This window comes from Desulfobaculum sp. SPO524, assembly GCF_044987625.1.
In the GTDB taxonomy this organism is placed as follows: Bacteria; Desulfobacterota; Desulfovibrionia; order Desulfovibrionales; family Desulfovibrionaceae; genus Desulfobaculum.
On sequence record NZ_JBJDSB010000002.1, the window covers coordinates 1023393 to 1048682 of the forward strand.

General features: G+C 58.5%; 35 protein-coding genes. 10 read left to right on the forward strand and 25 right to left on the reverse strand.

Annotated elements, in window-relative coordinates:
• Window positions 1-10: 10 nt before the first annotated feature.
• From ACI3L3_RS10120 to ACI3L3_RS10185, 14 genes are all read right to left on the reverse strand, one after another.
• Window positions 11-583, reverse strand: a complete 573-nt coding sequence (locus ACI3L3_RS10120; protein ID WP_404844985.1) for a hypothetical protein — start codon at window positions 581-583, stop codon at window positions 11-13.
• Window positions 584-1276 (reverse strand): DUF6682 family protein, encoded by a 693-nt coding sequence (locus ACI3L3_RS10125; RefSeq protein WP_404844986.1) that lies wholly within the window; start codon window positions 1274-1276, stop codon window positions 584-586.
• A 3-nt stretch (window positions 1277-1279) separates the two neighbouring features.
• Entirely contained in the window at window positions 1280-1663 is a 384-nt protein-coding gene (locus ACI3L3_RS10130) for a hypothetical protein (RefSeq protein ID WP_404844987.1), read from the reverse strand.
• A gap of 49 nt (window positions 1664-1712) precedes the next feature.
• Window positions 1713-2816: a N4-gp56 family major capsid protein gene (locus ACI3L3_RS10135; RefSeq protein WP_404844988.1), complete on the reverse strand. Its 1104-nt coding sequence runs from the start codon at window positions 2814-2816 to the stop codon at window positions 1713-1715.
• Between the two features lie 32 nt (window positions 2817-2848).
• Complete coding sequence (locus ACI3L3_RS10140; RefSeq protein ID WP_404844989.1) at window positions 2849-4069, reverse strand: hypothetical protein; 1221 nt, start codon at window positions 4067-4069, stop codon at window positions 2849-2851.
• Window positions 4070-4172: 103 nt separating this feature from the next.
• Window positions 4173-4364 carry a hypothetical protein gene (locus ACI3L3_RS10145; protein ID WP_404844990.1) on the reverse strand — a complete coding sequence of 64 codons (192 nt, stop codon included), beginning with the start codon at window positions 4362-4364 and terminating at the stop codon, window positions 4173-4175.
• Window positions 4361-6388, reverse strand: a complete 2028-nt coding sequence (locus ACI3L3_RS10150) for a hypothetical protein (RefSeq protein WP_404844991.1) — start codon at window positions 6386-6388, stop codon at window positions 4361-4363. The genes ACI3L3_RS10145 and ACI3L3_RS10150 overlap by 4 nt, the downstream gene beginning before the upstream one ends.
• A gap of 2 nt (window positions 6389-6390) precedes the next feature.
• A complete protein-coding gene (locus ACI3L3_RS10155; RefSeq protein WP_404844992.1) occupies window positions 6391-7899 on the reverse strand; it encodes a hypothetical protein in 1509 nt (502 codons plus the stop codon).
• Entirely contained in the window at window positions 7859-8464 is a 606-nt protein-coding gene (locus ACI3L3_RS10160) for a terminase small subunit (RefSeq protein ID WP_404844993.1), read from the reverse strand. Before ACI3L3_RS10160 ends, ACI3L3_RS10155 begins: the two co-directional genes overlap by 41 nt.
• 3 nt (window positions 8465-8467) lie before the next feature.
• Entirely contained in the window at window positions 8468-8848 is a 381-nt protein-coding gene (locus ACI3L3_RS10165; protein WP_404844994.1) for a hypothetical protein, read from the reverse strand.
• A gap of 5 nt (window positions 8849-8853) precedes the next feature.
• A complete protein-coding gene (locus ACI3L3_RS10170) occupies window positions 8854-9408 on the reverse strand; it encodes a hypothetical protein (protein WP_404844995.1) in 555 nt (184 codons plus the stop codon).
• A gap of 379 nt (window positions 9409-9787) precedes the next feature.
• Window positions 9788-11194: a hypothetical protein gene (locus ACI3L3_RS10175; RefSeq protein ID WP_404844996.1), complete on the reverse strand. Its 1407-nt coding sequence runs from the start codon at window positions 11192-11194 to the stop codon at window positions 9788-9790.
• Entirely contained in the window at window positions 11191-11766 is a 576-nt protein-coding gene (locus ACI3L3_RS10180; protein ID WP_404844997.1) for a DUF4406 domain-containing protein, read from the reverse strand. Before ACI3L3_RS10180 ends, ACI3L3_RS10175 begins: the two co-directional genes overlap by 4 nt.
• Window positions 11767-11802: 36 nt before the next feature.
• Window positions 11803-14334, reverse strand: a complete 2532-nt coding sequence (locus ACI3L3_RS10185) for an AAA family ATPase (protein ID WP_404844998.1) — start codon at window positions 14332-14334, stop codon at window positions 11803-11805.
• 454 nt (window positions 14335-14788) lie between these two features.
• Between ACI3L3_RS10185 and ACI3L3_RS10190 the strand changes: the two genes are divergently transcribed.
• Window positions 14789-15406: a type IV toxin-antitoxin system AbiEi family antitoxin domain-containing protein gene (locus ACI3L3_RS10190; protein ID WP_404844999.1), complete on the forward strand. Its 618-nt coding sequence runs from the start codon at window positions 14789-14791 to the stop codon at window positions 15404-15406.
• Between the two features lie 155 nt (window positions 15407-15561).
• Here the strand turns inward: ACI3L3_RS10190 and ACI3L3_RS10195 are convergent, their stop codons facing one another.
• From ACI3L3_RS10195 to ACI3L3_RS10245, 11 genes are all read right to left on the reverse strand, one after another.
• Window positions 15562-15813: a hypothetical protein gene (locus ACI3L3_RS10195; protein ID WP_404845000.1), complete on the reverse strand. Its 252-nt coding sequence runs from the start codon at window positions 15811-15813 to the stop codon at window positions 15562-15564.
• A complete protein-coding gene (locus tag ACI3L3_RS10200) occupies window positions 15810-16424 on the reverse strand; it encodes a glycoside hydrolase family 108 protein (RefSeq protein ID WP_404845001.1) in 615 nt (204 codons plus the stop codon). Before ACI3L3_RS10200 ends, ACI3L3_RS10195 begins: the two co-directional genes overlap by 4 nt.
• Window positions 16403-16954: a VRR-NUC domain-containing protein gene (locus ACI3L3_RS10205; protein WP_404845002.1), complete on the reverse strand. Its 552-nt coding sequence runs from the start codon at window positions 16952-16954 to the stop codon at window positions 16403-16405. The genes ACI3L3_RS10200 and ACI3L3_RS10205 overlap by 22 nt, the downstream gene beginning before the upstream one ends.
• Entirely contained in the window at window positions 16944-17186 is a 243-nt protein-coding gene (locus ACI3L3_RS10210; RefSeq protein WP_404845003.1) for a hypothetical protein, read from the reverse strand. The genes ACI3L3_RS10205 and ACI3L3_RS10210 overlap by 11 nt, the downstream gene beginning before the upstream one ends.
• Before the next feature lie 8 nt (window positions 17187-17194).
• Complete coding sequence (locus tag ACI3L3_RS10215) at window positions 17195-17656, reverse strand: hypothetical protein (RefSeq protein ID WP_404845004.1); 462 nt, start codon at window positions 17654-17656, stop codon at window positions 17195-17197.
• Window positions 17643-18152, reverse strand: a complete 510-nt coding sequence (locus tag ACI3L3_RS10220) for a single-stranded DNA-binding protein (protein ID WP_404845005.1) — start codon at window positions 18150-18152, stop codon at window positions 17643-17645. The genes ACI3L3_RS10215 and ACI3L3_RS10220 overlap by 14 nt, the downstream gene beginning before the upstream one ends.
• The gene (locus ACI3L3_RS10225; protein WP_404845006.1) at window positions 18152-18355 is read right to left on the reverse strand and encodes a hypothetical protein; all 204 of its coding nucleotides are present in this window, start codon (window positions 18353-18355) and stop codon (window positions 18152-18154) included. The genes ACI3L3_RS10220 and ACI3L3_RS10225 overlap by 1 nt, the downstream gene beginning before the upstream one ends.
• Entirely contained in the window at window positions 18352-18930 is a 579-nt protein-coding gene (locus tag ACI3L3_RS10230; RefSeq protein ID WP_404845007.1) for a hypothetical protein, read from the reverse strand. Before ACI3L3_RS10230 ends, ACI3L3_RS10225 begins: the two co-directional genes overlap by 4 nt.
• Window positions 18927-19760 (reverse strand): hypothetical protein, encoded by an 834-nt coding sequence (locus tag ACI3L3_RS10235; RefSeq protein ID WP_404845008.1) that lies wholly within the window; start codon window positions 19758-19760, stop codon window positions 18927-18929. Before ACI3L3_RS10235 ends, ACI3L3_RS10230 begins: the two co-directional genes overlap by 4 nt.
• 131 nt (window positions 19761-19891) lie before the next feature.
• On the reverse strand, window positions 19892-20161 hold the full coding sequence (locus ACI3L3_RS10240) for a DUF4258 domain-containing protein (protein ID WP_404845009.1): 270 nt from the start codon (window positions 20159-20161) through the stop codon (window positions 19892-19894).
• Window positions 20162-20178: 17 nt separating this feature from the next.
• Window positions 20179-20634: a phage regulatory CII family protein gene (locus ACI3L3_RS10245; protein WP_404845010.1), complete on the reverse strand. Its 456-nt coding sequence runs from the start codon at window positions 20632-20634 to the stop codon at window positions 20179-20181.
• Window positions 20635-20769: 135 nt separating this feature from the next.
• Here ACI3L3_RS10245 and ACI3L3_RS10250 point away from each other — a divergent pair, with 135 nt between their 5' ends.
• The 9 genes from ACI3L3_RS10250 (at window position 20770) to ACI3L3_RS10290 (ending at window position 25282) form a co-directional block, all read left to right on the forward strand.
• Complete coding sequence (locus ACI3L3_RS10250) at window positions 20770-21129, forward strand: GIY-YIG nuclease family protein (protein ID WP_404845011.1); 360 nt, start codon at window positions 20770-20772, stop codon at window positions 21127-21129.
• A 295-nt stretch (window positions 21130-21424) separates the two neighbouring features.
• Complete coding sequence (locus ACI3L3_RS10255; RefSeq protein WP_404845012.1) at window positions 21425-22081, forward strand: S24 family peptidase; 657 nt, start codon at window positions 21425-21427, stop codon at window positions 22079-22081.
• Window positions 22082-22503: 422 nt separating this feature from the next.
• Window positions 22504-22653, forward strand: coding sequence for a hypothetical protein (locus tag ACI3L3_RS10260; RefSeq protein WP_404845013.1), 150 nt, complete (start codon window positions 22504-22506; stop codon window positions 22651-22653).
• A complete protein-coding gene (locus ACI3L3_RS10265; protein ID WP_404845014.1) occupies window positions 22650-22823 on the forward strand; it encodes a hypothetical protein in 174 nt (57 codons plus the stop codon). Before ACI3L3_RS10260 ends, ACI3L3_RS10265 begins: the two co-directional genes overlap by 4 nt.
• Window positions 22823-23065, forward strand: a complete 243-nt coding sequence (locus ACI3L3_RS10270) for a hypothetical protein (RefSeq protein WP_404845015.1) — start codon at window positions 22823-22825, stop codon at window positions 23063-23065. The genes ACI3L3_RS10265 and ACI3L3_RS10270 overlap by 1 nt, the downstream gene beginning before the upstream one ends.
• Window positions 23062-24036 (forward strand): hypothetical protein, encoded by a 975-nt coding sequence (locus tag ACI3L3_RS10275; RefSeq protein WP_404845016.1) that lies wholly within the window; start codon window positions 23062-23064, stop codon window positions 24034-24036. The genes ACI3L3_RS10270 and ACI3L3_RS10275 overlap by 4 nt, the downstream gene beginning before the upstream one ends.
• A 10-nt stretch (window positions 24037-24046) precedes the next feature.
• Window positions 24047-24574, forward strand: coding sequence for a siphovirus Gp157 family protein (locus ACI3L3_RS10280; protein ID WP_404845017.1), 528 nt, complete (start codon window positions 24047-24049; stop codon window positions 24572-24574).
• Window positions 24575-24704: 130 nt separating this feature from the next.
• The gene (locus ACI3L3_RS10285; protein ID WP_404845018.1) at window positions 24705-25067 is read left to right on the forward strand and encodes a hypothetical protein; all 363 of its coding nucleotides are present in this window, start codon (window positions 24705-24707) and stop codon (window positions 25065-25067) included.
• Window positions 25058-25282, forward strand: a complete 225-nt coding sequence (locus tag ACI3L3_RS10290; protein WP_404845019.1) for a hypothetical protein — start codon at window positions 25058-25060, stop codon at window positions 25280-25282. The genes ACI3L3_RS10285 and ACI3L3_RS10290 overlap by 10 nt, the downstream gene beginning before the upstream one ends.
• The last annotated feature ends 8 nt before the right edge of the window (window positions 25283-25290 follow it).

Sequence of the window (25290 nt, forward strand, 5' to 3'; positions counted from 1 at the left end):
GTCTGCTCCTTTACATGAACCCGTTCCGTGAACGCCTTCGGTCGGTATTGCGGAAGAAATCCTGCGCCGCGCGGGCGCTGGCCCGGCCTATCTCGCGGTCGAACTGCGCCTTGTGGTAGAGCGCGCCCTCGGCGTTGGTCCACTGCTGCCCGGCCCGGCTCATAAGCCGCCATAAGGCCCCGTGGAAAATGGCTTCGGACCAGCGCGCGTACAGCGCGTCATCCATGCGCGTAGCGTGCGGGTCCGGGCGCAGAACAACGCGCGCCTGCGCTTCAAAGTCCTGCTGTGGCGGCTGGCGAAGGACGATGTCCCGCCCGGAAGGGCTGTACTCGTGCGGCTCCAAAGGCGCGCCCTGCCGCCGCAGCCAAACAATGCGGGCAATGGACGTTTCCGGCGGGAGCTGCGCCTGCCCCTCGCGCACGCCGCGCACAAAGTAGACCGGCGACTCAAGGGTCATGCGCCAGATGCCGGAGCGGTCGCAGAACTCCGCATGGGCGCGGCGTATGGCGGCAAGCACCGTCTGCTTGGGACATCCGGCCACATCCGCGCGGACCTCGGGGACAAGGATGGAAACCTCCGGCATCTACATGCCCTCCTTGGCGACCTTCACCGGGAAGAACAGGTCCGCCTTCAGCTTGACGCCAAGGGCCTGATAGAACGCTTTGAGGTAGGTCTGCGCCTTGACGAAATTCGCTTCTGAGTTGTCGCCGCTCATGATTTCCCACAGCATCCACAGCCGCGCTGGCCCGGCAAAGGTGGCGCTCAGCGGAAAGGCGTCCTCCGGTCCGGTGACGGTGACAGGCTCGGCGCTGTAGGTGGCTTCCACATAGATGGTCGCGTCAGCGGCCACGGCAGGATGCACAAGGTAGACGTTGGGGTCGGCGGTCTTGTCGTAGGCGTATTCGTCGATGTCGCCAGCCGTGGTCAGCGTCCAGTCTGCCGCGGCAAGGGCGCTGCGCTCCACGCGGAACACGGGCTCGCCGGGTGTTTCGCCGTCTGCGCCCATGTTCTGCACCAACTCCAGCAGGCACAGGGAATCCCGGCTTGCGCCGTGGGTGGCGACGTTTGGGATAATCTGCCGCCCGCCGGGCTCCAGCCGTATGGCCTCAGTCACGGCAGTGGCGTCGGGCCTGTTGAGGGCAATCTCGCGCACGGCGGCGTTCATGAGGTCCACAAGGCTCACGCGCCCCGGCGTCAGCTCCCACGGCCAGCGCTTTTCCGCGCCAAGGTCCTGTAGCTCGCCGGACACAAGCAGGAAGATGTCCTTGACCTGCACCGCCTACTCCGCCTCGGCCTTGTCCAGCATCTGCTCAAGGGTTTCCAGCTTCTTCACCGTGCCGGGCACTTTGATGCCCAGCTCCTCCAAACGGCAACGCACGTAGGCTTCGCGGCCCTCCTCCGGGGGCGTGTCGTCGTTGGACTCCCCCTCCTCGTCGCCCTGCTGGTCCTCGCCATTCTGTGACGCCACAAGGTCTTCCACGTCAGGCGTCTCCACCACCTCGAACATGCGGGGATTGGCGTCCTGCAGCAGGCGGGCATCGGCGGCGCTGACGGCGCAAGTCAGGCTGTTTTCCGGCAGGAATTCGTATTCGGCCTCAAGGGCGGGAAGGCGCAGATGCAGGGACGCCTTGAACCCACGGTATTTCAGAAGGACATCAGGCATATCGGCCTCCATGGGAAAGGGGGCGGAGCCAAGGCCCCGCCCGCCTTGGCTAGATGGTGTTGGGGTCCTTGCAGTAGGTGTCCACGGCGATGACGCCGTAGTCGATGGGGTTGGCCCCTTCCTTGTCGGTGTAGACGGTGCGCTTGGTGCCGTAGATGGCGCTGGCCGCGATGGCCAGAGCGTTCCCGCGGTCCACCTCTTCCTCGTACCAGTTCATGCGGTTGATATTGCCGTTCTTGGCCCACGCGATGATGCCCGCATGCGCGCCAAGGAACAGCGCCCGCGCCGCCGGAAGGTCGCCGCCAGCGCCGTAGTCGCTGAAGCGCACGACGTTGCGGTGCTTGTGCATGATGCAGTCGGCGTATTCGCCAAGGGCATTGTGGTAGACCTTGTTCTTCTTGCCGCGCTCGCCCGTCGCCTTCTGGATTTCGAGCCAGTCGTTTTCCGAAGTGCCGGTGCGCAACTGGTACGCCTGGAAGGTGTGAACGAGCAGGATGTACTTCTTCTCGCCCTGAATCTTCACCGGGCGGATCATGGGATCCGTGGTTTCGGCAAAGGCCACAAGGCGCTCCAGCATGGACAGATGCATGATGTCGCTGGCGTCAAGGTCGGCCTTGCCCGAGGCGTCGCCCCCATAGATGAGCCGGTCCGGCGGCGTCAGCGGATTGCCCGCACGCCCGGTCCAGTCCAGCGCCACCTTGTACGAGGGATCGATGCCCCGCGCGCCGGCGAGGTACATCATGATCTGTTCGTCGTAGTCCTCGGACCACCACGTCTTGAGGGCGCTGCGCCCCTTCAGCCGGATATCGTGCGGCACGCGCTGGTCGGACATTTTGCCCTTGTTCAGCGTGCTTTTGCGGCGCTGGTCCACAAAGACGGCGTCGTGGAAGAAGTCCAGCCCTTCCTCGGCCTGCGAGCCTTCAAGGGTGCTGTCGCCTTCCACACCGTCGCCCGAGAGCTTGCGCACCAGCTCGACGGTAATCTTGTCACCGGCCTTGTTCTTCAGCTCGTTCTGGATCTTGATGATGTCGTCCTCACCAGAACCCATGAACTTGCTCCAATACTGGGACTTCAGCGTTTCAACGGCGAGGTCCTTGCCCCAGCGTTTTCGCGCGCTGGGATGGTTGACCGGAAACTCGGTTGGGATACTCATGGCTCATCTCCTCCGGCGCGGCCGCTATCCGGCTATTCGCCCTTGAGCAGGCGCTCGCGCTCCGCTTCTGGGAGCCGGGCCCACTCCTCCTCGCTCATGTTCTCGGCATCCGCCCCGGAAACCGGCGTGTCGCCACTGCCGGGCCCGTCGCCAAGACTGCGGTAGCCGGACGCCTCCGCGCCCTTGAACTTCTGCGTCAGTTCCTTGGTCACGCGCTGCGTGATCTCCTGTTCCATTTCCGCCTTCAGCTCCTTGCGGAGCGTTTCCGGGTCAGCGGCCTTCTTCCCGGCCTCATTCAGGGTATGCAGGAGCGTCCAGACGCCAACGGCGCCGTCGCCCATGTAGTAGACCTGCTCCGAGCCCGGCGGCTGAATGAGGGTGCCGGGATTGGTGACGGCGGCGAGGAAATCGCTGTGCATGCCGTTGTCCATGGCAAACTTCGCCAGCTCGCCGGGGACGGCACTGCCTTCGTCATAGGCGCCGGGCACGGCCTCGCTGATGCGCTGCATGCACCCGGAGATGTAGTCCTCCGCCTCGCGGCTCATGCGCGTGGCCTCGGCCTGCTCCTGCCTACGTTCGGCGTCCGTCACCCGGCGGTCCGCCAGCATCCCCCGCGCATCGCGCAGGGCGTCCAGCGCGCCGTACTCGGAGAGCACCTCACGCAGGAGCTTGCCGTCCTCGGAATCCTCGCGGGCGATGGCCGCGGCCTCGGGGCTGCGCCGCTCAAGGGCCGTCAGTTCCGCCTGCAGCTCCGCCGGAATATCCACGGATGCAGGCTTCTCCGCCTTGTCCTCGTCCTTGGCGCCAGCCTTCTGCACCCGCGTTTCAAGCTCCTCCAGCCTGCGTTGCAGGTCCTGCCGCTTGCTGCGTTCCTCGTGCAGGGCGCCGATGGGCACATAGCGGTCCGGGGGCCGCTGGCCCTGCGCCTCGTCCTTGCCGCCTGCGTTGTCGTCTGTAGTGGTGTCCGGCTGATCCGCGCCGTCCTGCGCGCTGTCGTCCGTGTCGTCTGTCGGCGGGGACGCCTCGCCGTGTTCCGTCCCTGACGAATCGGACGCCTCCGCCGCGCCGGTGTCCTCCTGCTCCTCGTCATCGTCCTCAAAGGCTTCGTCGAGCCAGTCCGGCACCTCTTCGGTGTCCGTGTCCTGCCCGTCGTGGTCTGCCTCTGGGCCGCTGGTGGGAGCATCAAAGGACGGCTGCGCGTCCAGCCCCTGCGCCTCTGCCTGCTGAGCGTTGTGCTCATGACTCTTGTCCATGTGCGTCTCCTTTTACGTCCTGACTCGACGATTCTCCGGTTGGTGACGGGGCCGGGTCCCCGAGGTATGCGGTCGGCGGTCTCGCCCGCCGGTGGCGACAAAATCACACGCCCGTGCCGGGCGCGGGGCTCTCCCAGCGTATCTGGTCAAAATTGCTGCGGTAGCTGGCAAGGTCCTCTTTGGTGCGGGAATGGAAGCTGTTCCAGAGGAAGTTGCGCCCCGGCAAAAGCTCCCGCTGGCCCTTGAAATGCTTCTCGGCCTTGCGCTCGAAGGCCAGTTCCTCCTGCCGCGTCATGGCTGTCCTCCCTGTTCGCCCAGCACCCGGCGGGCCACGTCCACGCCATCCTTCACAGACTCGCGCTCCTCCTTGGACCGGGCGTTCTGGATGGCCGCAAGGGTTTCGGCGATCTTGGCGCGCTGCTCTTCAATGTCGAGGCGGAGCTTTTCCACCTCCAGCCCGGCCTTGGCCTGCTCAAGCTGTGCGGCCTGCGCCTGAAGCGCCTTTTGCTGTTCAAGCTGCTGCATGACCGCGGCCTTCACTTCCTCGGGGCTCATGTCCTCTTCGCCGGGGATGCCGCCCAGCAGCGGCTTGATCTTAGCCAGAAGCTGTTCCTTGTTGGGCAGGTTCGACATCTCAAACGCCATGCCCATCAAAATGGGGATGACCTCCGGCGGTGACTTCTTCACCCATTCGATGATGAGGTTTAGGTTCTGCTCGCGGATGGTGTCCGTGGCGGGCTGGTCGCTGATGATGATGTCGTAGGTGCCTTGCGTGATGTTGTTCTTCACTTCCTGCGGCCCGGATGCGCCGGTGACGCGCTCGTTCACGGTGACGAAGCGCTCGGCCTTGGTCAGCCGGTCCGTCACGCGCAGGACCTTCTCCCCGGTCCATGAGCCCTGAATCAGGCTGTAGAGCTGCGTGCCGAGGCGGTGCAGACTGCGGCGGTAGTTCGTAAACAGCGGCGCGGTGATGGTTGCGCCCTGCATCTGGCGGCGCTCAATGGCCTTGCCGCTGGTGGCGTTGGATGAATAGCCAAGCTGTTCGTCATTGGCCCCGCTGATCTGCTGGATTTCCTTCTCCGCCTCGTTGAGCAAGGCCACCTGCGGCGTCACAAGTCCGGCGTTCTCTTCCACGCGCACCCTGCCATCGCGCAACGCGCCGCCCGCCACCACCATGAAGCCATCGAGCTTGTTGGCCTCCTCGTAGAAGCCTTCCAAATCTTCGGTGGCGCCCTCCTCCACCATCACGCGGCGCGTCTTGAGGAGTGCAAGGCCCACGCTGCGGCGGATGTTCACTTCCTCATCCTGCGGGCGGATCTGCCGCGGCACGCCGTAGGGGAAGCCAAACCGGTCCGTGTAGGCCACAAAGGGCACAAGGGGGTACTGATCGTGCGGGTACGGGCTTGGCATGTCCTGCAGCACCTGCTTGCCGAGGAAGGTCATGGTGCGCATCTTACGAACCATGGCCGGCACCAGCTCCTGCGCGGTATTGACGATCCGCACCAGCTCGTTCGGGGGCACGCCGTCGCCCACCTCAATGGCGCGTCCGTCGGCAAACAGCGCAAACAGGCACCTTTCGTACACCGGATACCAAAGCTCCACCGGGCGCACGCGTTTGCGCCTGCTGTCCGCCCACTGCGAGCCCATGAAGCTGCGGCGCTCCTCCTCCACAAGGGTGGCCTCGTCATCAAACAGGCCTGTGGACTCCGCCGTGCTGCTGCCCGCGAGGTCGCTGAAATTCTCCTTGAGCTCCTGCGCCTTGTCCGGGAACACGGCCTGCAGGTCCTCTAGGTCCATCCACCGGCGGTGGAACATGTAGCGGCAGCTCTCCGGCTCCAGCCACGGGTCGCTGAACGGATCCCACCAGATTTCCTTCCAGTCCCGCAGGGCGATGCGTACGCGCTCGCGCCGTGGGTCGAGGCTGAAGCCCGGTGCCAGAAAGCCCACGCCGGCCACGATGCTGTCGCGGAAGGCCGTGCCGACCTTGAACTGCCCCTGCGACTGGTCCATGACGAACTTGATGCACTCCGTCATCACCTCGGACAGCTCGGAATCCGCTTGCGTACGGCCCTTGGCCTGAATGTCCAGCCGGTTCACGGACTGCTGGCCTAGGAGCAGGTTCACGGCGGGAAAGGTGCGGTTCACCGGGATAGGATCGATGCCCTTTTCCGCAAAGGCGCGGAAGTCCTCTTCCATAAACTGGTCGCCGTCGTACATTTCCTGATCGCGCCACGACTCCGCGCGCCAATTCCGCGAGGCGAACTGGGCATCGGACACCCACTTGAGGGCGGTCTTCACGCCAATCTTCCCAAGGGGCATGCTTAGCGCCTCCTCCGGCCTATCTGCCGGGCCGTGCGGCGCGGCCTCCACGCCGACGCACCGGACGGCGCATAGCCCGTGGCGAACTGGCGAAAGCTCGCCTCCCCGTGGCTTGCCCAGTCATGCTTCGGCTTGTCCTTCCAGCATCCGTTCACCGGGTCCCACTCCCGCTTGTAGTTATCCAGACAGTCGATGAGGTCTTTGCAGTTGGCGGCGTCGAGCCAGCACGTCGGCAGGATGTTTCGGACGGCGTGGACGCCGTCGGCCATGTGCGTGATGCGCTCCACCACTTGCGTCTTCTCGCCGGGCATGAGCCGCTGAAACGTCTTGAGGCGCGAGGTGCCGGTGCCAAGCTCGTTCACCGACATGTCGTGCGGAAAATAGTGCGTGCCGTAGAGGTAGCCGAGGCGTTTCAGTTCCGCGCAGTAGAATTCCAGCCCCTCGCCCGAGTTCTTGATGTGATTGATGAAGCGGTTCTCCTTGCCCACGCGCTGGTGGAAGCAGATGTGCATCTCGTCGTGCATGCCGAGGTCCCAGAAGGTATTGACCGGAATGCCCGGCTCCCACGGTACTGACGTGATGCGTCCGTTCTGGCGCAGCCACGCCATTTGCTTGCGGTAGTACGCGCCCTCGACGGATGCCTCGAAGGCCTCGTCCGGCGTGCTGGGGTGCTCGCGCTTCATCTTGTCCGTCAGGGTTGCGGCCTTCTTCACGTACCAGGCCTTCTGGCCGGTGCTGAGCGTGATGCCGTGGTCCTCCTCCAGCCGGGTGAAATATTCGCGGTGCTCCTTGTCGATGACGGTGCGCTCCGTCTCGTCCGGGGCCAGAATCCGGCCGGGGTGCCGCCACCACGGGAAGAAATGAAACCGCATGTCGAGGCGCGTCAGGTCCCGGCCCTCGCCCTGCATGCGCCGGGCGTGCTCCGTGTATTCAAAGAACCGTCCGGCCTTGCCCTCCGCCGTGGACTCAATCCACAGCATGGAGCCGGGGTGCAGCGCCTCCAGCGAGCCCGAGACGATTTCCTCGGCCTTCTCGGGATAGCGGGCGGCAATCTTGCCGAACTCCGAGACGTGCAGGCGCTGCAGGGTGCCGGAACGCGCGCTGACGCCGACGCCCACCACACTGCCGTTGCCGAACTGGAATTCGCTCATGTTCGCCGAAAGCAGCGGACGCTGGTCGCGCAGCCAATCCGGCAGATTCTCGTACGGGAACTTGATCTTGCGCCGGAAAATCTTGATGGCGTCGTCCTTGGTGTGCGCGACAATCCCGGCTTCAAGGTTCGGGATGAACAGGCAGTCGTCCAGGATGAAGATGTCAATGAACGTGGTGAACCCAAGCTGGCGCGCCTTGAGGATGAGGTTCCAGTACCAGAGGTTGTCGTAGAGCTGTTCCTGCGCCCAGTTGGGGCGGAATTTCACCCGCCGGCCAGACTCGTCGATGATCCAGTAGAGGTTGTTCAGCCTCCACCACTTATTCCCCAATTTTCTCTTGAGTGAGGTTGGGCAATCCATCGGCGCGTCCTTCTCCGGCAATCTCCATCAAGAGCCTCTCCAGCACCGCGTTGCGCGTCTCCACAGGAATGTCCCCGCCGTCCGGGCCGCTGACCTCGTGCCGCTGCGCCGGATACAGCCCCAGATGCCGCCCCAGAAGCTCCAGCGCCCGCGTCTTGCTGTGTAGTTTGATGCGCCTAGAGCCGCCAAACTGCGTCACGGTCTCGCTCACTTCGCTGACGCACGCGCTCTGGTCCGGCGTCAGCCCGTCCGAGGCTGTGAGCTCAACGCCCTTGGGTCCCCACGAGAGGAAATCCGCCATGTCCGAGAACCCGATGCGGGCCAGCTCCTGAAGCACGCGCTCCTGCGTGATGTCGGTGCGCCGGGCAAGGCGTGCTTGGGCCTGTTCGATGGCCTTGGCGATTTCAGGTTTTCTCAGGTTCTCAAACCCCACCGAATACGCCGTTTTTTCGCTGTATCCCGCACGGATAGCGGCTTGTGTGGCGTTCAAATCAACAAGGTACTCCTCAACGAAGCGCCGCTGCTTCTCTGTGAGCCGTTTTGAGGGCTTTGCGGAGCGCGGCATGGGCTACTTCCCGTCCGTGGTCTGCGGGTGGTTTTGGGGCTGGCAGGGAGCGGTCTTCCGTGGGCCGGTCGTGGCTGTAAGGACCGGGGCTTGGCCGGGGCGGAGGCGAAGGGCCGGTGGGCGCACGGGGTGGCCGCTGGTCTGGCTTCGGCCCTGCTCCCAGAACTGTTGCTCCAGCCGCTGCAGCACGCCGTCCATACGTTCGAGAATGGTCTCCATGCGCTCCAGCCGCGGCTGCGCCTGTTCACGAAAGGCGGTGTTGGCCTCCACATCTCGCCAGATACCGCCAATCCAGATGGCGGTGGTCAGGAGCGCGGCAATAAGCGTCCAGATCACCGCGCACCACGCAGGCTGGAGACCACCCCGTTCGCTTCGCGGCGTCATAAGCGTCAGCCCTCCCGTATCGCTCGCACGATGCGCGCAATATCGCGGATGACAACCGCCAGTTCCTTTCGGTGCAGGAGCAGTTCATGGATGTTTTCAGGGGAAGGCGAGGCGGCGTAGAGCTCAGCCGCATGGCGGAGAAGCGGAAAGATGGTGGCGGCCTTGGTCAGGATGGGATCGACCTTGGCGCGGAGTCCTGCGGCGTCGTCGGCGTCCAGCTCATCCAGAAGCAGTTCATACCCGGCCAACGCCGTTTCATAGGCGGCTTCCGCCTGCGCCACAGCAAGGCTGACCTCCTCAGGCGGCGGAAGCTGGGAATTCCCGCCACTGCCTTGCTTCGCCGCACACCCTGTACTCAGGGCAACGACGGTGACGAGGAGCACTAGAAGCATCTTCGCACCGGGCAACTTCCCCAGCGCGCGAAGCGCGCCCTTCAGTGCAGTAAGGATCAGATCATCATGCTTGGTGGGACTCGCCGCCACGACCTTATCGGCCACCAGCAGCGACGTGGGAATAAGCCAGTCGGCATTGGCAAGAAGCCACGCAAAGAGCGCTTCCATGGTCTACCTCGTGCGTCTGTAGATTCCGGGACCAAAGAATCGTCCCCACGCACGGGCAAGCAGTCTGGCACTGGATTTCGGAAGAAAAGAGCACAGCCGGCAGTAGACATGAGCCTCATTGCCGTAGTGCTGAAAGAAAGCTCTCAAACCTGCCATCACACGCGCTCCGCACAGTAGGGAAAACCCGTTTGTGGAAGCGTTAGCAGGTGGTTAGGTCAGGAGCGAATGTCAATGGAGGGAGTCAGAGGGGGGGGGAACGAGACATCCCCCCCTGAAAATTTGATAATGCTGAGATAATTGTAGCCTGGCGCTGGTCATCAATCACAAAACCGGCGCAAATTAAGACATCAACAAGGCGCCTTCATTCACATGAAACTGATTACTTAGATACAATTCTGGACGCAACTTCGCTTTTGCGCAGTACATCTGCGATATGACTGGACATCCCGATATTGCCATGAACCAGTATTGAACAATTTGTCTCTTTTGCTTCTTTCACCAGGCCCCTAAGGGTCTCGAGTCCTTCTTCAACATTGAAATCTAGGACACAATCAAAATCACCAGGGAAAATAACCCGTTCTGAACTTTGGACAACTCCGGTGTGGAGCTGCACAATCCAGGGGGACTGCCCATCATGGACCCATTCAAAACGAACAGGCCCGAAAGTCTCAACTAATTGCCCGTGTAACTGCTTTAAATCGTCTTTAATCCTTTGAGGCAATTCACTGGGGGCTACTTTTCCAAGCATAAAGAGATCGCCAAACCCTTTAACTCCTTCCAAAATAGCCCCTTCTGATGTTGTGAGCATGGCACCAGAATATTGAGCAGGAATTTCTTGCTGCGCCAAACAAGAAGAAATTTTGTCACCCTCTGGATCATCCTTTTCCATTAATACATAAGGGTCTTGCCACCCTCGAGCAGTAATAAAATGACCTGGGACTTGCTCGGATGGGCACGTACGCATCCAGATTTCGGAACTGTCAGTGCGCACTCCAAAAGTGAAGATACCTAACAGTTCGTTCCGCGCGAACACCGTGGTTCGAGGAACTGGAAAACCAAGGCAATGAGCGACCAAAAGACCATATGCCTTATCTCCAATGAACTTACTGAAGGAGGTCGGCCAAACGAAAAAAGGCTCAATAGCATGAGAAGAAAACTCTTCCTCTTCCCATATGATAGTATGACTTCTCTTCCAACCGCGCCTTTTGGGGTGGATACTGAACTCAACCCGCATGTTGTATTTATAGTGCGCTATTTCAGGTTCAAAACCGTACACAGTCCGCAGCATCTGGACCGTTACATCTAACGGAATAGACGAAACAGCCTCAGCAGACGATTTCTCAACAAATCTAGGAACAACCCCAGGAGAAAACTCAACCTGCCCCCCCTGTAAAACCCCTGACACACCACCGTCGTCTACATCAACTGTTTCATTTACAATTGTATAGAGTCCTTCAGAAGAAATGCGGTGTAAATTTTGTACAACCTCTTCTACAGACTTAAGTCCATAAATAAATTCATGGCTTTGAGGTTGGTCAGGTAAAAAAGACCGAATGTTCACGGACGACTCTGGGCTGGCAGCAAGCAAAGCCGATACAGATTCAACTACCGAGTCAAATGCATAATTGGGGGGGAAACCATAAATTCGTGCGTACCTTTGCTCGAGTTTTGGAGAAAAGCTCACAAACTGCGCAACATTTGTCGTGTCCGCGAGCTTATCCAGCACTAAATCTTTAAATAATCCGTTATGATTTTGTTCGGCCTTGCTATTTTTCTTTAAATTCATAATGCAATCTTTGTTGATTTCAACTGACTTGCCAGTCTTCTCAGTGTTGAGGTCTCAACACCAACGTCTTCCAGCTCTGTCGCTGCTTTGAGTATCATTGGAATCGCACAATCCACATCCACAACGCTCCCGTCATGGACATATGTTGGCAACCCTTGATTTACCGCAACAGAGAATTCGTAAACGCACCCATTGCTATATTGCCATCCCACATTGAATATAACCAAGGAGGCAAACTCACAAATAACCTTCTCCCATAAATCGAGATAGTCTTGTTGACTCCAACCTTCTACAAAAAAGCATGAAGGGTCGATAACAACCTCTCCCCTTTCCCGCCTCAGCTTGTTGGCAAACGCTTGAGCCGCTTTGCAATTGGGAACTATTACTTCTTCTTGTTTGAAACGTTGTACCTGTTCTGCCGCCTGGTCCATGATATGCGGGTTGTTTTTTAGAGCAGAAATAATTCGGGGGCCATTGGTCACTGGTGTACTCACATAAATCGCACCTTCTGGAGGCACTGCACATGAGTATGCCTTAACAATCGATTCTATCTGCTCCAGTCTGACATTCATCAAGAATCTCCTAAGAGAATGTTTTGTGACAAAAAACTATACCTTCTGTCCAAGACACTTCTTTATCACCTCCCCTACAACATCATCAAAGTCTTTACTTACACCCTTTGTATCTTTACTCTCCCCCGCAACAACCTCATCAGAACATTCACTTACATTCTTTGTGTCTTTTGAATCGTGTCTATCACCATTGCACCCGCTTACAACATGCTTGTAAGAGTCTTCAATCTCCTTTAATTTCAAATTATGGTATGAACGTAATTCGTTGTTCGCTTGCTCATTTTTCAATAAATAAAGCCAGAAATACTCAACCCAAGGAGTCTGTTTAACCGACTCCTTGATCTCCTTCCCTTCAAAAAACCTTGAACGGTAATTCCCGAGCTGAATGCTTGAAGAATTATCTTCTGTGTAGGCCCTTAAATCATTTTCAATGTCAGTTGGGTTAAAGTTCTTGAGGCTCTGCACCGCTTTAGCTAATTCCCCAAAAGTCCAGAGAGTCGTGTTGTCAAGAGCATCGCCTAAGTCAATACCGTCAAGACTCACTCCTCTATCCATGAGTAACTCATTCAATATGCTTTCACGCCGCATTCGACAAGGCGGGAGCAATAAAAGGTGTTCATCTATTCGCCCCTGCCTTTTAATCGCACTGTCTATTCGTTCTGCAAAATTGGTAGCTACAATGAAAATGACTTTGCCAGAGTCTCTCAGCCGCTGAAGCTTGGGAAGCATTCCAGGCGTCATGAACTGAAAAATACCAGTTTGACCTTTGTACTCTTCAGACTGCCTATCCAAAAGGAAATGATCGATTTCATCAAATAAAACAACGGACTCATCCTGTTGTTCTAACATTTGAAAAATTGCTTTGGCTCGTTGCTCAACCTCAGCAGCACCGCCAGCCAAGAAATCACTCGGAGTCACCGTGATAAACTGGTATCCAAGTTCCTTCGCCAGTTCCTTAGAAAAACGCGTTTTCCCCGTTCCAGGAGGTCCATAAAGGAGGAAGGAGCACAAAGATGATGCAGCACTTTTACCCTGTACGCATCTTGGTGTGGCATCCTCTCGAGGAGCTATATAGTCATCATAAATAACACTGGTTATCCGCCAATCAGAATTTTCAACTAGGGAACATAATGCATCTCCTAAAATCTCTTTTTGCCACCCCTTTGGCTTGCTATCGTCTTTCTCTTCTTCTTTATCTTGCATGTCCTTTGTTGAGACAACATCAAGCCCAGAATATTCCAGCGCGGTCCGAGCAATCATTTTGGAGAGCATCGACTGGTAACGATCCAAGAATCCAAAAATTTGGCTCGTCTGCCAGAGGTGGATGGCTCCATCATGTGGCGCATGTTCGGACGTCCAACCTTCAAACGAACCTTTCTTTGACTCAACAGTACAGTATTGTGCCATTAACCATTTTTTGTATCGCTTAAACAAGTCAACATATTTCACAAAGAAAGAATCGTGCTGTGTGTCTTCATCTACAATTTCACACGTCGCCAGCAACGAACTCACCACTTCGACGCTCAAGGGTAAAAGGACTTCTCCCCCCTTGGTGGAATAAATTGGCTTCACAGGCCGCCAATATGGGCTAGCACTCTGGTATCCCTTTAAAACATCAAAGACCCTTTCTTGAACCTCTCGGCTTACGCGCTTTTTATCACACAGCAACATTCCTTCGAGGCTAAAGGCCAGCTCTGCTGGATCAAATCTGCTATCTGGTATATTATAAAATGAAAGTTGCTGGTGTAATACACGCTCACAAAACTCAAAAATTTTACCATATGCATCTGAAAATGTACTATCTTCACCTTTTTCCCTTTTATACAAACGGAGCAATCTTGCAATCCAGAGCACAATGAAAGCATGATCATTTTTATATTTCTGCTGACACTTCGAGCGAGAGTCTAGTTCTAAATTTTTACACTCTTTTCCAGAACCATCTACACCAACAAGACGCTCATGCAATACTTTTAAAACATACTCTTCAATTTCAGATGAATGCACATCACCGATGTCTATTTTTAATGTATCAAAATCATGGCTCAAAGCAAAAAGCCAGAATAATGAGAGAGGGTCGTCTAACCCATACGTGTTCGAATGAACCTTTGCCTTTCCGTTATCTTCTCCTTTACAAGGGGCAAAATCTGGCCAAACACAAAAGCATGTTTTGCTTGGTTCTTTTTTTGTATCTTCTTTACTGCAAGCCTTACATTTACTTTTGTCGTCATCACCTTCAGTCACGGTCTGATAAATGTTTTTGTATACGCCTTTCAATTTCTGGATCAAATCTTTATAATCAGAATCCTTTGGTCTTTTATATTCCAAAATTGAGTAGAGTATCATTGAGTTCGTACTAATTGAAAAGGGCGCTTTATTATTTGAATGGCCTTCGGTACCATCTTCAACACCCACTTCATAAGGCCATGCATAGCTATCCTTGCATTCTTGATCGTTCTCGCAGGCGTTCATCAGAGACCTAAAAACCTCCTCGCAAGTCTTGCGAACCCTCCTCCGCTCATCATCGACAACTTTGTATTCACCATTTAAATAATTCTCTAAGTTATTCATCTGACGCGTTACCTTTCTTTATAAATTTATATCCAAATATGGCAAAACTTTTTGGCTAAGATGTCAGCTTAAAAAGTTATTTGCAAGCTCCCGCCCCCCCCGCTCCGCCTTCAGTCAAATCCATGCATGGACGCGGCAGGGTCAGACCATGACGGCGGATTGGCGGCGTCGGCCTATGCGGATTTTAAAGAGGCTGCCGAGTCGAAGAGTTTTTGGATCTGGATTGGTTTGGGTTTGGCAGGAATGACAAATTTTTGCCACTGCCTAACTCGCTCTTATCCTGCCACACAAACAGGCCCCCTCTACCGGAATCTGCCAAATGCTCCCACTCGTAGCCTCACGCTTCCTTCTTCAACGAACATGGCGCCCGGAGTTCGGCTATATTCACCCTTGCCTTCCACCATGGAAATGATAAAAACAACGCCAGATATCAAAACCTGGACCGTTTTTTATCATGACTAAAGCTGACACAAAATCATCACTACACAAAGCAATCCAAGTATTTAAGGAAAGAGGTGGAATGCTGCGCACAGGGGAAGCCCTTAAGCTCGGCATCCATCCTGCTGTGCTGTATCGCCTGCGCGACACCGGTCAAATCGAACAGCTCAGCCGTGGGCTTTTTCGGCTTGCCAGCAGCCCCGAGATGGAAAACCCTGACCTCGCAACCGTTGCCGCCCCTGTGCCAAAAGGCGTCGTCTGCCTCATTTCTGCCCTATCCTTCCATGGGATTACGACCCAAATCCCCCACGAGGTGCACGTCGCTATCCCTCGGGACAAGACGCCTCCTCACGTCACCTTTCCCCCGGTATCCATACACCGGTTCTCGGGTGAGGCTTATACCATGGGGATTGAGGAGCACGAGATTGACGGGGTTACCGTCAAGGTCTACTCCCCGGAGAAAACGCTGGCAGACTGCGTCAAGTTTCGGAATTCGGTCGGTGTAGACACCGTTGTCGAGGCATTTCGCATGTACAAAGCAGGCGGGAAAATCCGTGTGAGCGACATACTCCGTTTTGCAGACGTTTGCCGCGTCAGAACAAGAACAGAGACCTATCTCGAAGCACTACTATAATGGCACAAAAGAAAGACATATCAGTTTCTGTCCGGCAAAAGCTCCTGAACAAGGCTCGCGAATCATCGCGCCCTTTCAACGAGCTATTGTAACACGTAGCCAGTGCATTACGTTTGAAACGGAAATCACAAGATAATCAACCCCCTACCCCTCCATCACAACTCCCCCCGCTCGACCTTCAGCCGGATCCATGCTTGGACGCGGCTGGGCCAGGCCATGACGACGGTTTGGCGGCGTCGGCCTATGCGGATTTTGAAGAGGCAGCCGGAGTCGAAGAGGTCTTGGGCGTAGGTGGTTCTGAGTTTGGTGAGGGAGAAGAAGGGTTTTGGGCCTTGGTGGGTTTCGTAGTGAAAGAGGCGGCGCCAGATTTCTTCCCAGGTGGCGATTGCGCGTTCTTCGTTCATCATGAGGTGGCCTCCTGCAGGTTCATGGTTCGGTTCAGCCAGCCGAGTAGGTATTTTCTGGCCCAGCTCCGGCGTGCGGCGAGGTTCGTGTAGTGTCTGGTTCGGCGCAGGAGCAGAGCTTCCGTGAGGTAGAAGGCGTTTCCTGAGACCTTGGCTTCCTCCAGCCGCTCAAGGGTTTTCGGGCCGACAAGGCCGTCCAGCGCAAGCGCGCCGTCCCAGTGGCCCAGCCCCCGCGTTCTGCGGTTTAGCTCCTCCTGCAGCCAGCGCCCGGCCCGGAGCCGCCCCACGTTCACCGCCGTATCAAAGAGCACCAGCCCGAGCGGCTCCACGAGGCGCACCACGTCGTCCAGCCGCAGGCGCCGCCAGAAGTAGTTTCGGTAGATGCGCTGGGCATCGCGTTCCTTCATGGCCGCCACGTCCTGCCACGTCACCCGTCCGTCGCGGTTCACATCCGCATCCCTGAGGGGCAGCCCCTTGAGAAAGCGGTAGCTCACGCCATACTTGGTTGCCCCGCCGGGGTCGTCCGGGTCCTGCGTGAAGCGCTCCCCGCCCTCCCATTTCATGACGAAGAGGTATGCCTCCTCAAAGCCCATCAGCTCTTGGAATCCACGCATGTCGCCTCGCCTGAGCGTTGAGTGTTTGGAGCGCGAAGGTAGTCCCGGATGCATTCCGCCGCGGCTTCTGCGCCGTAGCAAACCTCCACCCGATGCCCCTGCTCCCGGAGCCGCTGTGCAAACGCCTTCTGGTGGCCGGTCATTGTGTTCCGGCCCACCTTCATCTCAATCCACAAGCCGTGAAATCCCCCGCGCGCCACGGGCAGATGAATATCCGGCACGCCCGGACGCACGCCTTCGGCCTTGAGCTTCACCGCGACAGGGCGCCGCCTGTGGCCACCGTTGGGCACCGCGTAGAGAAGCGCCAGTTCCGGCACAGCGGCCTCGTTCTCGCGCACCCAGCGAAACAGCGCGACCTGTTCCTCATGCTCGCTGGCTCCGACGCGCGTTGCTGGCGGCTTTCGTGAGGGGCAACCATGTCTCCGGTCGCCTTTTCCCCCGCCCTCCTGCCCGCCCTGCGCCCCGCGTGGTCTCTTCCCGGTGCGGAAGAACTCCCGCGCCTCCTTGGCGCTCCAGCGTTCAGTCGTCATCGCTACCAAATCCCGCCCGCGTCAGGGCTTCCATGGCGTCCTGCGAAATCGCGTGGACCACAAAGCCTGAGGCCAACCCGTCCAGCGCGAGGTCCCGAAGCGCCCGGAACTGCCGCGCGCATTGCCGGAGCAGTGCCGCGTCCGAGGGGACAACATGATCCTGTTCCGGCAACTCCAGCCAGCTCACGCCGCCGTATGGATCCTCAAAACATCCAATCCGCACACGCTTCATATCGCCCCCTAGAACCCCAGATTCGGGTCCACAATCTGTGATGCCGTGCCGCTCAGCGTGCCGTTGTCCCACGGATCCTTGGGCACGTTGCGCCGTCTGCGCGTTTCGCCGGGTTCGCGGTAGCCGGGACAATGCGAGCCGCCCCGCGCCTTCTTGCGCCGCGCGCGAATGGCGGCGTTCAGCGCCTCCACCTTGGGCCGCATGCGGTCCACCCAGATGTAATCCGGCGTGAAGTCGCTCTTGATGGCGCGGAGCAGGGACACGACGTCAAACGACTTGGTCCTGCCGTTGATGGTGAGCTTGTAGAACACGTGGGAGCCGTTGCGCAGAGGCACGAGATAGCACTGCACCTCGCCGGTCCACACGTCCTTGCGCCGGACAAGGCCTTGGTCGCAAATCTCGTAGTTTCGGCCCCCGCCCGGCACCTGCCGCCAATTCGTTGTTTCGTAGAGCTTCTTAGAACGGGACATCGTCCATCCCCGAGGCTTGGGACGGGAACGCCGGGCCAAGGTCCTCCTGCGGCGACGCGTTCCAGTCAGTTTGCTGAGCCTGCTGCGGCTGCGCCGCCGATTCCTGCTGGGGCCGCGCTCCCTGCGCCTCCTGCGCGCTCTGGCGGGACTGCTGTCCCGCTCCCGAGGCGCGTTGCAGGAAGAGCACCCGGCGCGACTTGATTTGCGTGGTGTACCGGTCACTGCCGTCCCGCGCTTGCCACTTGTGGGTTTGCAGCGCCCCTTCCACGCTCACCAGACTGCCCTTGGCGAGATGGTTGGCGCACGGCTCGGCCTGATTGCCGAAGACCACCACCCGATGCCACTCGGTGCGCTCCACGCGCTGGCCCTGCTGGTTGGTGAACGATTCATCCGTGGCGATATTCAGCGTTGTGACGGGCTGTCCGGCCTGCGTGTAGCGCAGTTCCGGATCCCGCCCCAAGCGCCCGATGATGAACACCCGATTCAAACTCGCCATCAGCGTTTCTCCCTTGCGCCGCGTGTGCGGCCCTTTTCGGTCTCACGCATACGAATCACCCGTATCCGCTCCCGGATGCCCTCCTCGTCCCACATGCACCGCCCGTCTATGATCTCGCCAAAGCAGTTGCCGAAATGCGGCCTGTTCGCCGCGCAATAGCGGCACGCCTCGGGAAAGCGCCGACGGACATCCTCGGGATTCATTCCCCGCCCTCCAGACCTCGCGGCACCCAGCCTTCGGTCTCGGGCGTTCGAACGGCCCGGTTCTGGCGCATCTGCGGCATGGTGTCCTGCAGCTCCCACCCCGCGTCCAGAAGCTGATTCACCGTGGCCAGCGGCATTCCTGCAGGGCCACGACAGCACCGGGCGCACCCGAACGCCGCGGTCTGGATACGGTCGTGCTCCCGGCCATCCGGGCCGAGATACGGCACGTGTCGCCCGTCACGCCCAAGGTGCAGGCGCTGGACGTAGATCACGCCGCCGATGCACTCCGCACAGGGTGCGCCGGAACTCTCGGTGTGCGATGTCTGGCGCTCCGGGTGTTCCTTGAGCCACAGCGCCCAGTAGGCACGAACGGTTTTGGGAAGATTGCGGGGGAAGAAATCGCAGTCCTGCTGGATGCGCAGGGCGATCCAGTCCAGCGGCTCGGCGGGCAGTTCCTGCACCACGCGGAACCAGAGGCCCACCTGCGCGGCCGTAGTTTCGTCGGCGAGGTCCATGGTGCGCCCGTAGTAGCTGCACAGGCCTTTCAGGAAGCTGGCGAAGTCCTGCCGCGTCATTGCGTGCCTCCGGCCACTCCGCTGGCGTCACCCTGCTTGGCCCACTCGTCGAGGGTCGTCACGGCTCCGGGGCGCTTTGCCCGTGGCGGGCGGTCTTTCCAGCGCCCACTGCGCAGCCACTTGGCTGGCGAGGGGATGTAGCGCCCACCGTCACGCCGCCAATCCTCGCCCTCCTCCTGCTGGCCGAGTGCGGCGAGAAGCGCGCTCAGGCCGGGAAAATCAAGCCGCGCGCAGACCTCGCACCACGCCAGCCACGCATCGTCCTGCCCGACCTGCTTCGGGTAGGCCTCCCAGAATTGCAAAAACTCCAGCGAGTAGCCCGGCACGGTCCGGGGCGGTCCCGTGGCACGCGGCTGGGCCTCCGGCGCGGACTTCGGCTCCGGAGTGGGTGGCGATTTTTCCGGAGAGGGGGGACTATAGGGGGGAGAGTCTCTCTCTTCTTCTTTATCTACTTCTGTAAGAAGCTCAGGAGCCGCTCCGGAGTTGCTCCGTTTGTACTCCGGAGTCACTCCGGAGTTTTTGCGCTTGCGCCGTGACCATTCATCCCGGTATTCCACAAGCTTGGGGCAATCCACGGTGATGAATTCCCCGGAAATTTCCAGCGAAATTTTGCCTTTTTCTTGGAAGAACTCAGCGAATTTCAGCCATTTTCTGGGCGAAATCCGGCAGTTTCTTGCCCAAGTTTTGCGGTGAAAACGGGCAAAAGTTCGGCAAGTTTCGTCCATTTCTTCGGCAATCATTTCCAGAATAATGAACCAACAGCCGTAGCCTTCCAGCCCCAACACATCGAGCACCTCGGCGAGGAACTCATCCGCGTGGCTTCGTGTCATGTGCTTGAACCACCGCATAGGCACTCCACTTGACGCAATCGTCTTTTGTCTGGTTCAACGCGGAACCACGGTAGAGGATTCAAATCATCCTCTATCTCCCCACGGCCTCCGGCATGTGCCGGGGGCCTTTTCTATCGCCGGGAGCGGGGCGGTTTCCCGTGTCCTGCCCCGCCCCGGCGGCGGTGCCCCCACGACGTCTGGCGCGAGCGCTTTGGCTCCAGCCAGGCCGTGATGACAAGACCTGCGCCGTCCGTGATGACGACAAGCCGCCCGTGGTCGTAGCGGAAGCGTCCACCCCGCTGTTCGTGCGGCGTGCCGTAGCAGACGGCGTTTTCTACCTGTTTGCGTGTGATGCCCCGCTCACTCATCCGCTTGCGGGCATGGGAGCAGGTGAAAAGCATTGCCGAGCGTTCCCGCCCTACTCGTCCTCACCGGGGCGGGGACGGTACATGGCGCGCTCGTGCATGGACTGTGTCTCTTCGATTTCACGAATGGCCTTGAGGGCGAGCTCGCGCGTTACTTCGACGGGAGCGCCATCCTGAATGGCCGTAGCGAACGCGGCATGAGCCAGATGGTCGTGAACCATCTCCTCATGAATGCTTGCCCCGTCGGGCATGGGGCAGTCTGCGGGAATGAATTTGAAGCCGTAGCGGACGCAAAAGGCTTTCAGGACGGGAGTGGGATCGAGCTGATCCATAAGAAGAAGGAACTGACGCATGTTCAGTTCCCGTTCATCGTAGGGGTTGAGTTTGGAATACAGCGAGCTGGCGGCGATGCCGACGGATTCGGCGAGTTCTTCCATGGTGTGGTCCTGTTGGCTGTGGACCATTTCATGGACGGCCTTAATCACGGGACGTATGGAACGGTATCGCATGGGAAACCCTCCGAGAGGTTATCCTTGTTCAATGCCGACTCATTGCTAAACTCATATCCTGAAAAATATTCTATCGAGCTCTCCGTTCTGTTAGTGTGAAAAGGTTATCCCTAACCTTTCACCAAGGAGCGGAAGATGCTTTTATTCAGGGAGTATATTTTCCAACCGGAGTTTGCCGACCCGCCGCCCTACGCATTCAGTGTTTTCAGTCCAGAATCAGAGTTCCCAAAGATAAATGGGGTGTACATCTTCGGTGAATTGATGGATTTGCCAAGCCGCCCCAATTTCATTGAGCCTCTTTATGTTGGCGAAACAGAGGACTTTTCCCGACGCTGGCAAGAGCACCTCAATTCTCCGAAAGGCAAGTGGCCCTGCGCAAAGCAGTATGGGGGAAACTGCGTTTGCCTCCTTGAGGTAGACCCAAACCATGATCGCCTGGGGATTCAAAACCTCTTCATCGAAGTCCTCGACCCGCCATGCAATGAGAGGAGATAAGGCTCCACTTTCATTACGGGGCATCGAACACATCCGGGCGCAACTCATGGGCCGGAATTCCAATTCCTTTTTCATATTTCTTGGCTGCTACCGGGCTAACCCTGCGTACACCTTGACAATGACGCCAAACTGATGGAGCCCGAAGCCCTACCAACTGCGCCATGGCTTCATAGGTCAAAGAATTCACCCGTCGGAAACGTTCAAGTGCGTTCATGCGCAATAAATTACCATCTGGAAATTACTTAATCAAGAAACACTTCCCCTTGGAAACTAAAAAGAGCATAAGTAGTAAGATATGAGATATTTCGCCGAATACTCCAACATTGTGGACCTCATCATTCACCGTATTGAAACCCTCAAACGCGAAGGGCAGAGCTATGCGGCCACCGCCAAGCTTATTGGCGTAAAACCCCCAACCATCACCCGCTGGATGAAGGGAGACCGCTCCAAGCTTTCGCTGGATATATTCCTTAAATGCTTAGATGCCCTAGACTTGCACCCTCACGATTTATTTTCTGGCATGACCCCTAACCTTCAGGAATACGACTTTATTCCTAAGGTTGCCGCCAAGCTTGGCTGTGGCAGCGGCTCTCTCCAGGTCGAAAAAAATGTAAAAGGCCTTTACGCCTTTCGTTCAGACTTCCTTGATATGTGGGGGAGCCATAAGAACAAGCTGGTAATGTTCGACGCGACAGGCGACAGCATGAGCCCAACAATCGAGGACGGGGACACAATTCTTGTCACCACCTCCGACGAGCTGAGCCCGCGCACAGGCGAACTCTGGGCTGTGGGCATTGATGACGAGTTGCTTATCAAACGCATAGAACGCAAGCCCGGAGTCCTCATCTTCAAGTCTGACAACCCTTCATACAGCCCCATTGAGATCCCCCTCAATGATCACACTAACATCAGGCTCATTGGCAAAGCCCTGTGGTTAGCCCGCACTCTCTAAGCCTTTTTTCCCTTTTGTTAATTTTTTTATTTCCGGCGTGTAATATTTTTGTTGACCAATTTATTACCAAGCGGCAATATATTACCAAGAACAGCATGCAGACAAACAAGTCCGGCTGTTCCTGCCTGCACTCCCGAAGCACAGCGCGCCACGGCCGCTCAAGTAGGGAACCCGCAGGTGTCGGAAGCTGAAATCTTTTGCACAGCAGGGATGACGGCGACCACGAGAACCACACTCTCACCCCTCTTTGAACAGCCGGGGTTTGCGGAGAGAGAGCCGCCGAAGGAAAGCTGGCGTACCGCTCTGCCAAGGGGATTCCTTCACCCGCGAGCGCGCGCCGCTGGCGGTCACTCCTCACCGGGAAGGCACGGGCATGTCCTTCCCGGCTCCCCCCAAGCCCCGGCACGGCAACGGAGGCCGTCATGGAATGGATTTATGACAGCAAGTCACACCTTCTGATGACGTTCGTGAAAACCCGCAACGGGCGCATCATGCAGATTGTCGCGCACAGTCTCAGCGAACTGCGCGCCCAGTATGCCGCCCTCATCCAAAGTAAAAGGATGACGGCATGACCATGATCCGCACAGAAACACTCCAGCGCCGCAATGCGCGCTGGCGGGCCATCTTCGCCCTACTCGCCCTCATCTGGGATGCTCTGCAATTCTACCTCTGGGCTACGCTCCTCGTCCTCGCCCTTGGCCTGTTCTGGTTCATGGGAAACATCCTCACCGGAGGTATGTGATGGAAAAGAAGCTCTGCCCCAAGTGCCTTGCCACGTCGCAATGCCGTCGGCTCAACCGGCACAACGGCATTCTGTTCTGCACCGCGCACGGATGCTACTGGTTCGGCTCGCACGACCAGTGGAAGGAAGCCATGCGCGAAACCGTCTACGCCGCTTGCCGCAGGTCCCACCTGCCTTGCCCGGACTCTATGCGCCCCGCATGGGCACGCAGCACGCCCCACATCAAGGAGGTGCTGCAATGACCACAACATCCAACGCCCCGGCGCGCACCGGCAACCAGCACCCAGCCCGGCAACACAACGCCATCGAACTCTTCGCCATGAAGACCGAGGAGCTGCGCGGGCAGGTGGCGCTTATCCAGAACGTGATGCACAGCGTCATGAAGAACGGCGAGCACTTCGGCGTCATCAACGGATGCGGCAACAAGCCCATCCTGCTCAAGTCCGGCGCGGAAAAGCTGGCCATGACCTTCCGCCTCGCCCCCACCTACGACATCGAGCGCACGGACCTGCCAAACGGCCACCGCGAATACCACATCGTCGCCACACTGCGCTCCATCGTGACGGAGGCGCTTATCGGGCAGGGCGTCGGCGCCTGCTCCACCACCGAGAGCAAGTACCGCTTCCGCACGCAGGACACCGGAAACCCCGTGCCCAAGGAATACTGGGACACGCGCGACCCGAAGATTCTGGGCGGAAGCCAGTTCTCGCCGCGCAAGGTGCGCGTGAACGGCGGGCAGGAGTGGCGGATTTTCGAGCGCGTGGAGCACGACAACCCCGCCGACTACTACAATACCTGCCTCAAGATGGCGAAGAAGCGCGCCCTTGTGGACGCCACACTCACCGCCACCGCCGCATCGGACATCTTCACGCAGGACTTGGAAGACAACCCCGGTCTGTTCGGCGGCGACGAGAACGCCACGCCGACGTCCGGCCCGGAACCGCGCCAGCATCCGCAGGGCGCGGCAGGCGGCAACGGCCAGAACGCCGCGGCATCCGACAAGCAGCTCAAGATGATTGAACGGTTGGTACTGGATCGTCTGGGATGGGACTACGCCACCACCGTCGCCGCGGCCAACGACCTCAACGGCACGTCCGTGGAGCAACTGAGCGAGCTTTCAAAGCGGCAGGCGTCCAACGTCATTTCCGCACTGCAGGCCAATACCCTGACCGCTCCGAACGCCACGGGCCAAATGGACGACGTCCCGTATTAGGAGGAATCCCATGCTTAAGATTTTGGACACGGAGCAAGCAATCCATGACCTCTTTGACGCCGCAGAGGAACTGGCATCCCGGCCCGAGGACTTCACTGACGAGGACCGCGCTGAAATCTTCGACGCGTTGGAAGAACAGGCCACCCTGCTCGCCAAGGAAGAATCAAAGCACGCAGACCGCTACGCATTCGTGATCCGCCACCGCCTCAACGAGGCCACCTTCCTGCGCGAGGAAGCACGGCGGCTCACCGACCGGGCCAAGGCCATTGAAAACAACGTGGAGCGATTCAAGGCCGCCATCACAGCGGCGTTCAAGCGCTTCGGCGTCCAGAACGTGAAGGGCCAGAAGTACACCGTGTTTCTGCGCCGCTCCGAGGCCGTCGCCCTCGACGTCGCTCCGGCCGACCTGCCCGCGGCATTCCGCGACGAGGTTGTGGAATACAAGGCGCGCAAGGCCGACATCAAAGCGGCCATCAAAAACGGCACTACCGTGCCGGGCGCGCACATCGAGGAGCGCCAAAGCCTGAACATCCGCTAGCCCCTCCAGCCGTATCCTTTCGTGATGCGGATTCATGCACACGGGGCATGACTGCACCATCTGCCCCACCACCTCTAACCCGCCCCGGTCCGGGCTCCCTCTCACCGGACCGGGGCCAGCGGAGGCCCACATGAGCACCATGACGCCTCACGACGTTGCCGACATCGTGGTCGGCGTGGTCAAGGCCCGGACGCTCTCCCGCTTTCTGGCCATCCACGGCGCGGCCCTGCCGAGCGACGTCAGCTCAACCCTTTGGGACATCGTGGACGCCCTGACTCCGGCGGAAACCGCGCTGGAGCGAGCCATATCCCTTCCCGGCGAACTGGCCGACTTCGACGCCCTGCGCGAAGCCGCAGACCGCATCGAAACGGACGAGCAGATGCAGGAGCTGGCCGAAGAACTGGAAAGCAACCCGCCCCGCGCCCTGCTCCGCGAACAGGCCGGATGCGAGGAACACCACCTGCGCAAGGAAGAGCCCACAGCATGCGCATAACCACGGCACTCACCCCCTCTCCCCTACCGGGCGTGTTCCCCGACATACAGCGCGGGGAACGCGTCCGGATACGAACCGCTTCAGGCGACCACCGCAAAAGCTTCGCCCTCTCGTCCGTCACCTACGACAAGGACAACGGCCAATGGGGCGTGCATGTGGCGGGGGAAGGCTTTGTGCGGATGGGGGATTTGTTGGGGAAGATTGAGAAGCCGTAAGGAGAGCG

Bases quoted from the DNA above. Each gene is read 5' to 3' on its own strand.
- ACI3L3_RS10130 (WP_404844987.1), bottom strand. From the start codon at position 1,663: ATGCCTGATGTCCTTCTGAAATACCGTGGGTTCAAGGCGTCCCTGCAT.
- ACI3L3_RS10270 (WP_404845015.1), top strand. From the start codon at position 22,823: ATGGAAAAGAAGCTCTGCCCCAAGTGCCTTGCCACGTCGCAATGCCGT.
- ACI3L3_RS10230 (WP_404845007.1), bottom strand. From the start codon at position 18,930: ATGACGCGGCAGGACTTCGCCAGCTTCCTGAAAGGCCTGTGCAGCTAC.
- ACI3L3_RS10200 (WP_404845001.1), bottom strand. From the start codon at position 16,424: ATGCGTGGATTCCAAGAGCTGATGGGCTTTGAGGAGGCATACCTCTTC.
- ACI3L3_RS10160 (WP_404844993.1), bottom strand. From the start codon at position 8,464: ATGCCGCGCTCCGCAAAGCCCTCAAAACGGCTCACAGAGAAGCAGCGG.
- ACI3L3_RS10240 (WP_404845009.1), bottom strand. From the start codon at position 20,161: ATGCTTTTCACCTGCTCCCATGCCCGCAAGCGGATGAGTGAGCGGGGC.
- ACI3L3_RS10235 (WP_404845008.1), bottom strand. From the start codon at position 19,760: ATGACACGAAGCCACGCGGATGAGTTCCTCGCCGAGGTGCTCGATGTG.
- ACI3L3_RS10180 (WP_404844997.1), bottom strand. From the start codon at position 11,766: ATGAATGTCAGACTGGAGCAGATAGAATCGATTGTTAAGGCATACTCA.
- ACI3L3_RS10260 (WP_404845013.1), top strand. From the start codon at position 22,504: ATGGAATGGATTTATGACAGCAAGTCACACCTTCTGATGACGTTCGTG.
- ACI3L3_RS10190 (WP_404844999.1), top strand. From the start codon at position 14,789: ATGACTAAAGCTGACACAAAATCATCACTACACAAAGCAATCCAAGTA.
- ACI3L3_RS10285 (WP_404845018.1), top strand. From the start codon at position 24,705: ATGAGCACCATGACGCCTCACGACGTTGCCGACATCGTGGTCGGCGTG.
- ACI3L3_RS10265 (WP_404845014.1), top strand. From the start codon at position 22,650: ATGACCATGATCCGCACAGAAACACTCCAGCGCCGCAATGCGCGCTGG.
- ACI3L3_RS10210 (WP_404845003.1), bottom strand. From the start codon at position 17,186: ATGAAGCGTGTGCGGATTGGATGTTTTGAGGATCCATACGGCGGCGTG.
- ACI3L3_RS10195 (WP_404845000.1), bottom strand. From the start codon at position 15,813: ATGATGAACGAAGAACGCGCAATCGCCACCTGGGAAGAAATCTGGCGC.
- ACI3L3_RS10185 (WP_404844998.1), bottom strand. From the start codon at position 14,334: ATGAATAACTTAGAGAATTATTTAAATGGTGAATACAAAGTTGTCGAT.
- ACI3L3_RS10205 (WP_404845002.1), bottom strand. From the start codon at position 16,954: ATGACGACTGAACGCTGGAGCGCCAAGGAGGCGCGGGAGTTCTTCCGC.
- ACI3L3_RS10145 (WP_404844990.1), bottom strand. From the start codon at position 4,364: ATGACGCGGCAGGAGGAACTGGCCTTCGAGCGCAAGGCCGAGAAGCAT.
- ACI3L3_RS10120 (WP_404844985.1), bottom strand. From the start codon at position 583: ATGCCGGAGGTTTCCATCCTTGTCCCCGAGGTCCGCGCGGATGTGGCC.
- ACI3L3_RS10225 (WP_404845006.1), bottom strand. From the start codon at position 18,355: ATGAATCCCGAGGATGTCCGTCGGCGCTTTCCCGAGGCGTGCCGCTAT.
- ACI3L3_RS10275 (WP_404845016.1), top strand. From the start codon at position 23,062: ATGACCACAACATCCAACGCCCCGGCGCGCACCGGCAACCAGCACCCA.
- ACI3L3_RS10220 (WP_404845005.1), bottom strand. From the start codon at position 18,152: ATGGCGAGTTTGAATCGGGTGTTCATCATCGGGCGCTTGGGGCGGGAT.
- ACI3L3_RS10255 (WP_404845012.1), top strand. From the start codon at position 21,425: ATGAGATATTTCGCCGAATACTCCAACATTGTGGACCTCATCATTCAC.
- ACI3L3_RS10215 (WP_404845004.1), bottom strand. From the start codon at position 17,656: ATGTCCCGTTCTAAGAAGCTCTACGAAACAACGAATTGGCGGCAGGTG.
- ACI3L3_RS10140 (WP_404844989.1), bottom strand. From the start codon at position 4,069: ATGGACAAGAGTCATGAGCACAACGCTCAGCAGGCAGAGGCGCAGGGG.
- ACI3L3_RS10165 (WP_404844994.1), bottom strand. From the start codon at position 8,848: ATGACGCCGCGAAGCGAACGGGGTGGTCTCCAGCCTGCGTGGTGCGCG.
- ACI3L3_RS10250 (WP_404845011.1), top strand. From the start codon at position 20,770: ATGCTTTTATTCAGGGAGTATATTTTCCAACCGGAGTTTGCCGACCCG.
- ACI3L3_RS10175 (WP_404844996.1), bottom strand. From the start codon at position 11,194: ATGAATTTAAAGAAAAATAGCAAGGCCGAACAAAATCATAACGGATTA.
- ACI3L3_RS10155 (WP_404844992.1), bottom strand. From the start codon at position 7,899: ATGGATTGCCCAACCTCACTCAAGAGAAAATTGGGGAATAAGTGGTGG.
- ACI3L3_RS10170 (WP_404844995.1), bottom strand. From the start codon at position 9,408: ATGGAAGCGCTCTTTGCGTGGCTTCTTGCCAATGCCGACTGGCTTATT.
- ACI3L3_RS10280 (WP_404845017.1), top strand. From the start codon at position 24,047: ATGCTTAAGATTTTGGACACGGAGCAAGCAATCCATGACCTCTTTGAC.
- ACI3L3_RS10290 (WP_404845019.1), top strand. From the start codon at position 25,058: ATGCGCATAACCACGGCACTCACCCCCTCTCCCCTACCGGGCGTGTTC.
- ACI3L3_RS10245 (WP_404845010.1), bottom strand. From the start codon at position 20,634: ATGCGATACCGTTCCATACGTCCCGTGATTAAGGCCGTCCATGAAATG.
- ACI3L3_RS10135 (WP_404844988.1), bottom strand. From the start codon at position 2,816: ATGAGTATCCCAACCGAGTTTCCGGTCAACCATCCCAGCGCGCGAAAA.
- ACI3L3_RS10150 (WP_404844991.1), bottom strand. From the start codon at position 6,388: ATGCCCCTTGGGAAGATTGGCGTGAAGACCGCCCTCAAGTGGGTGTCC.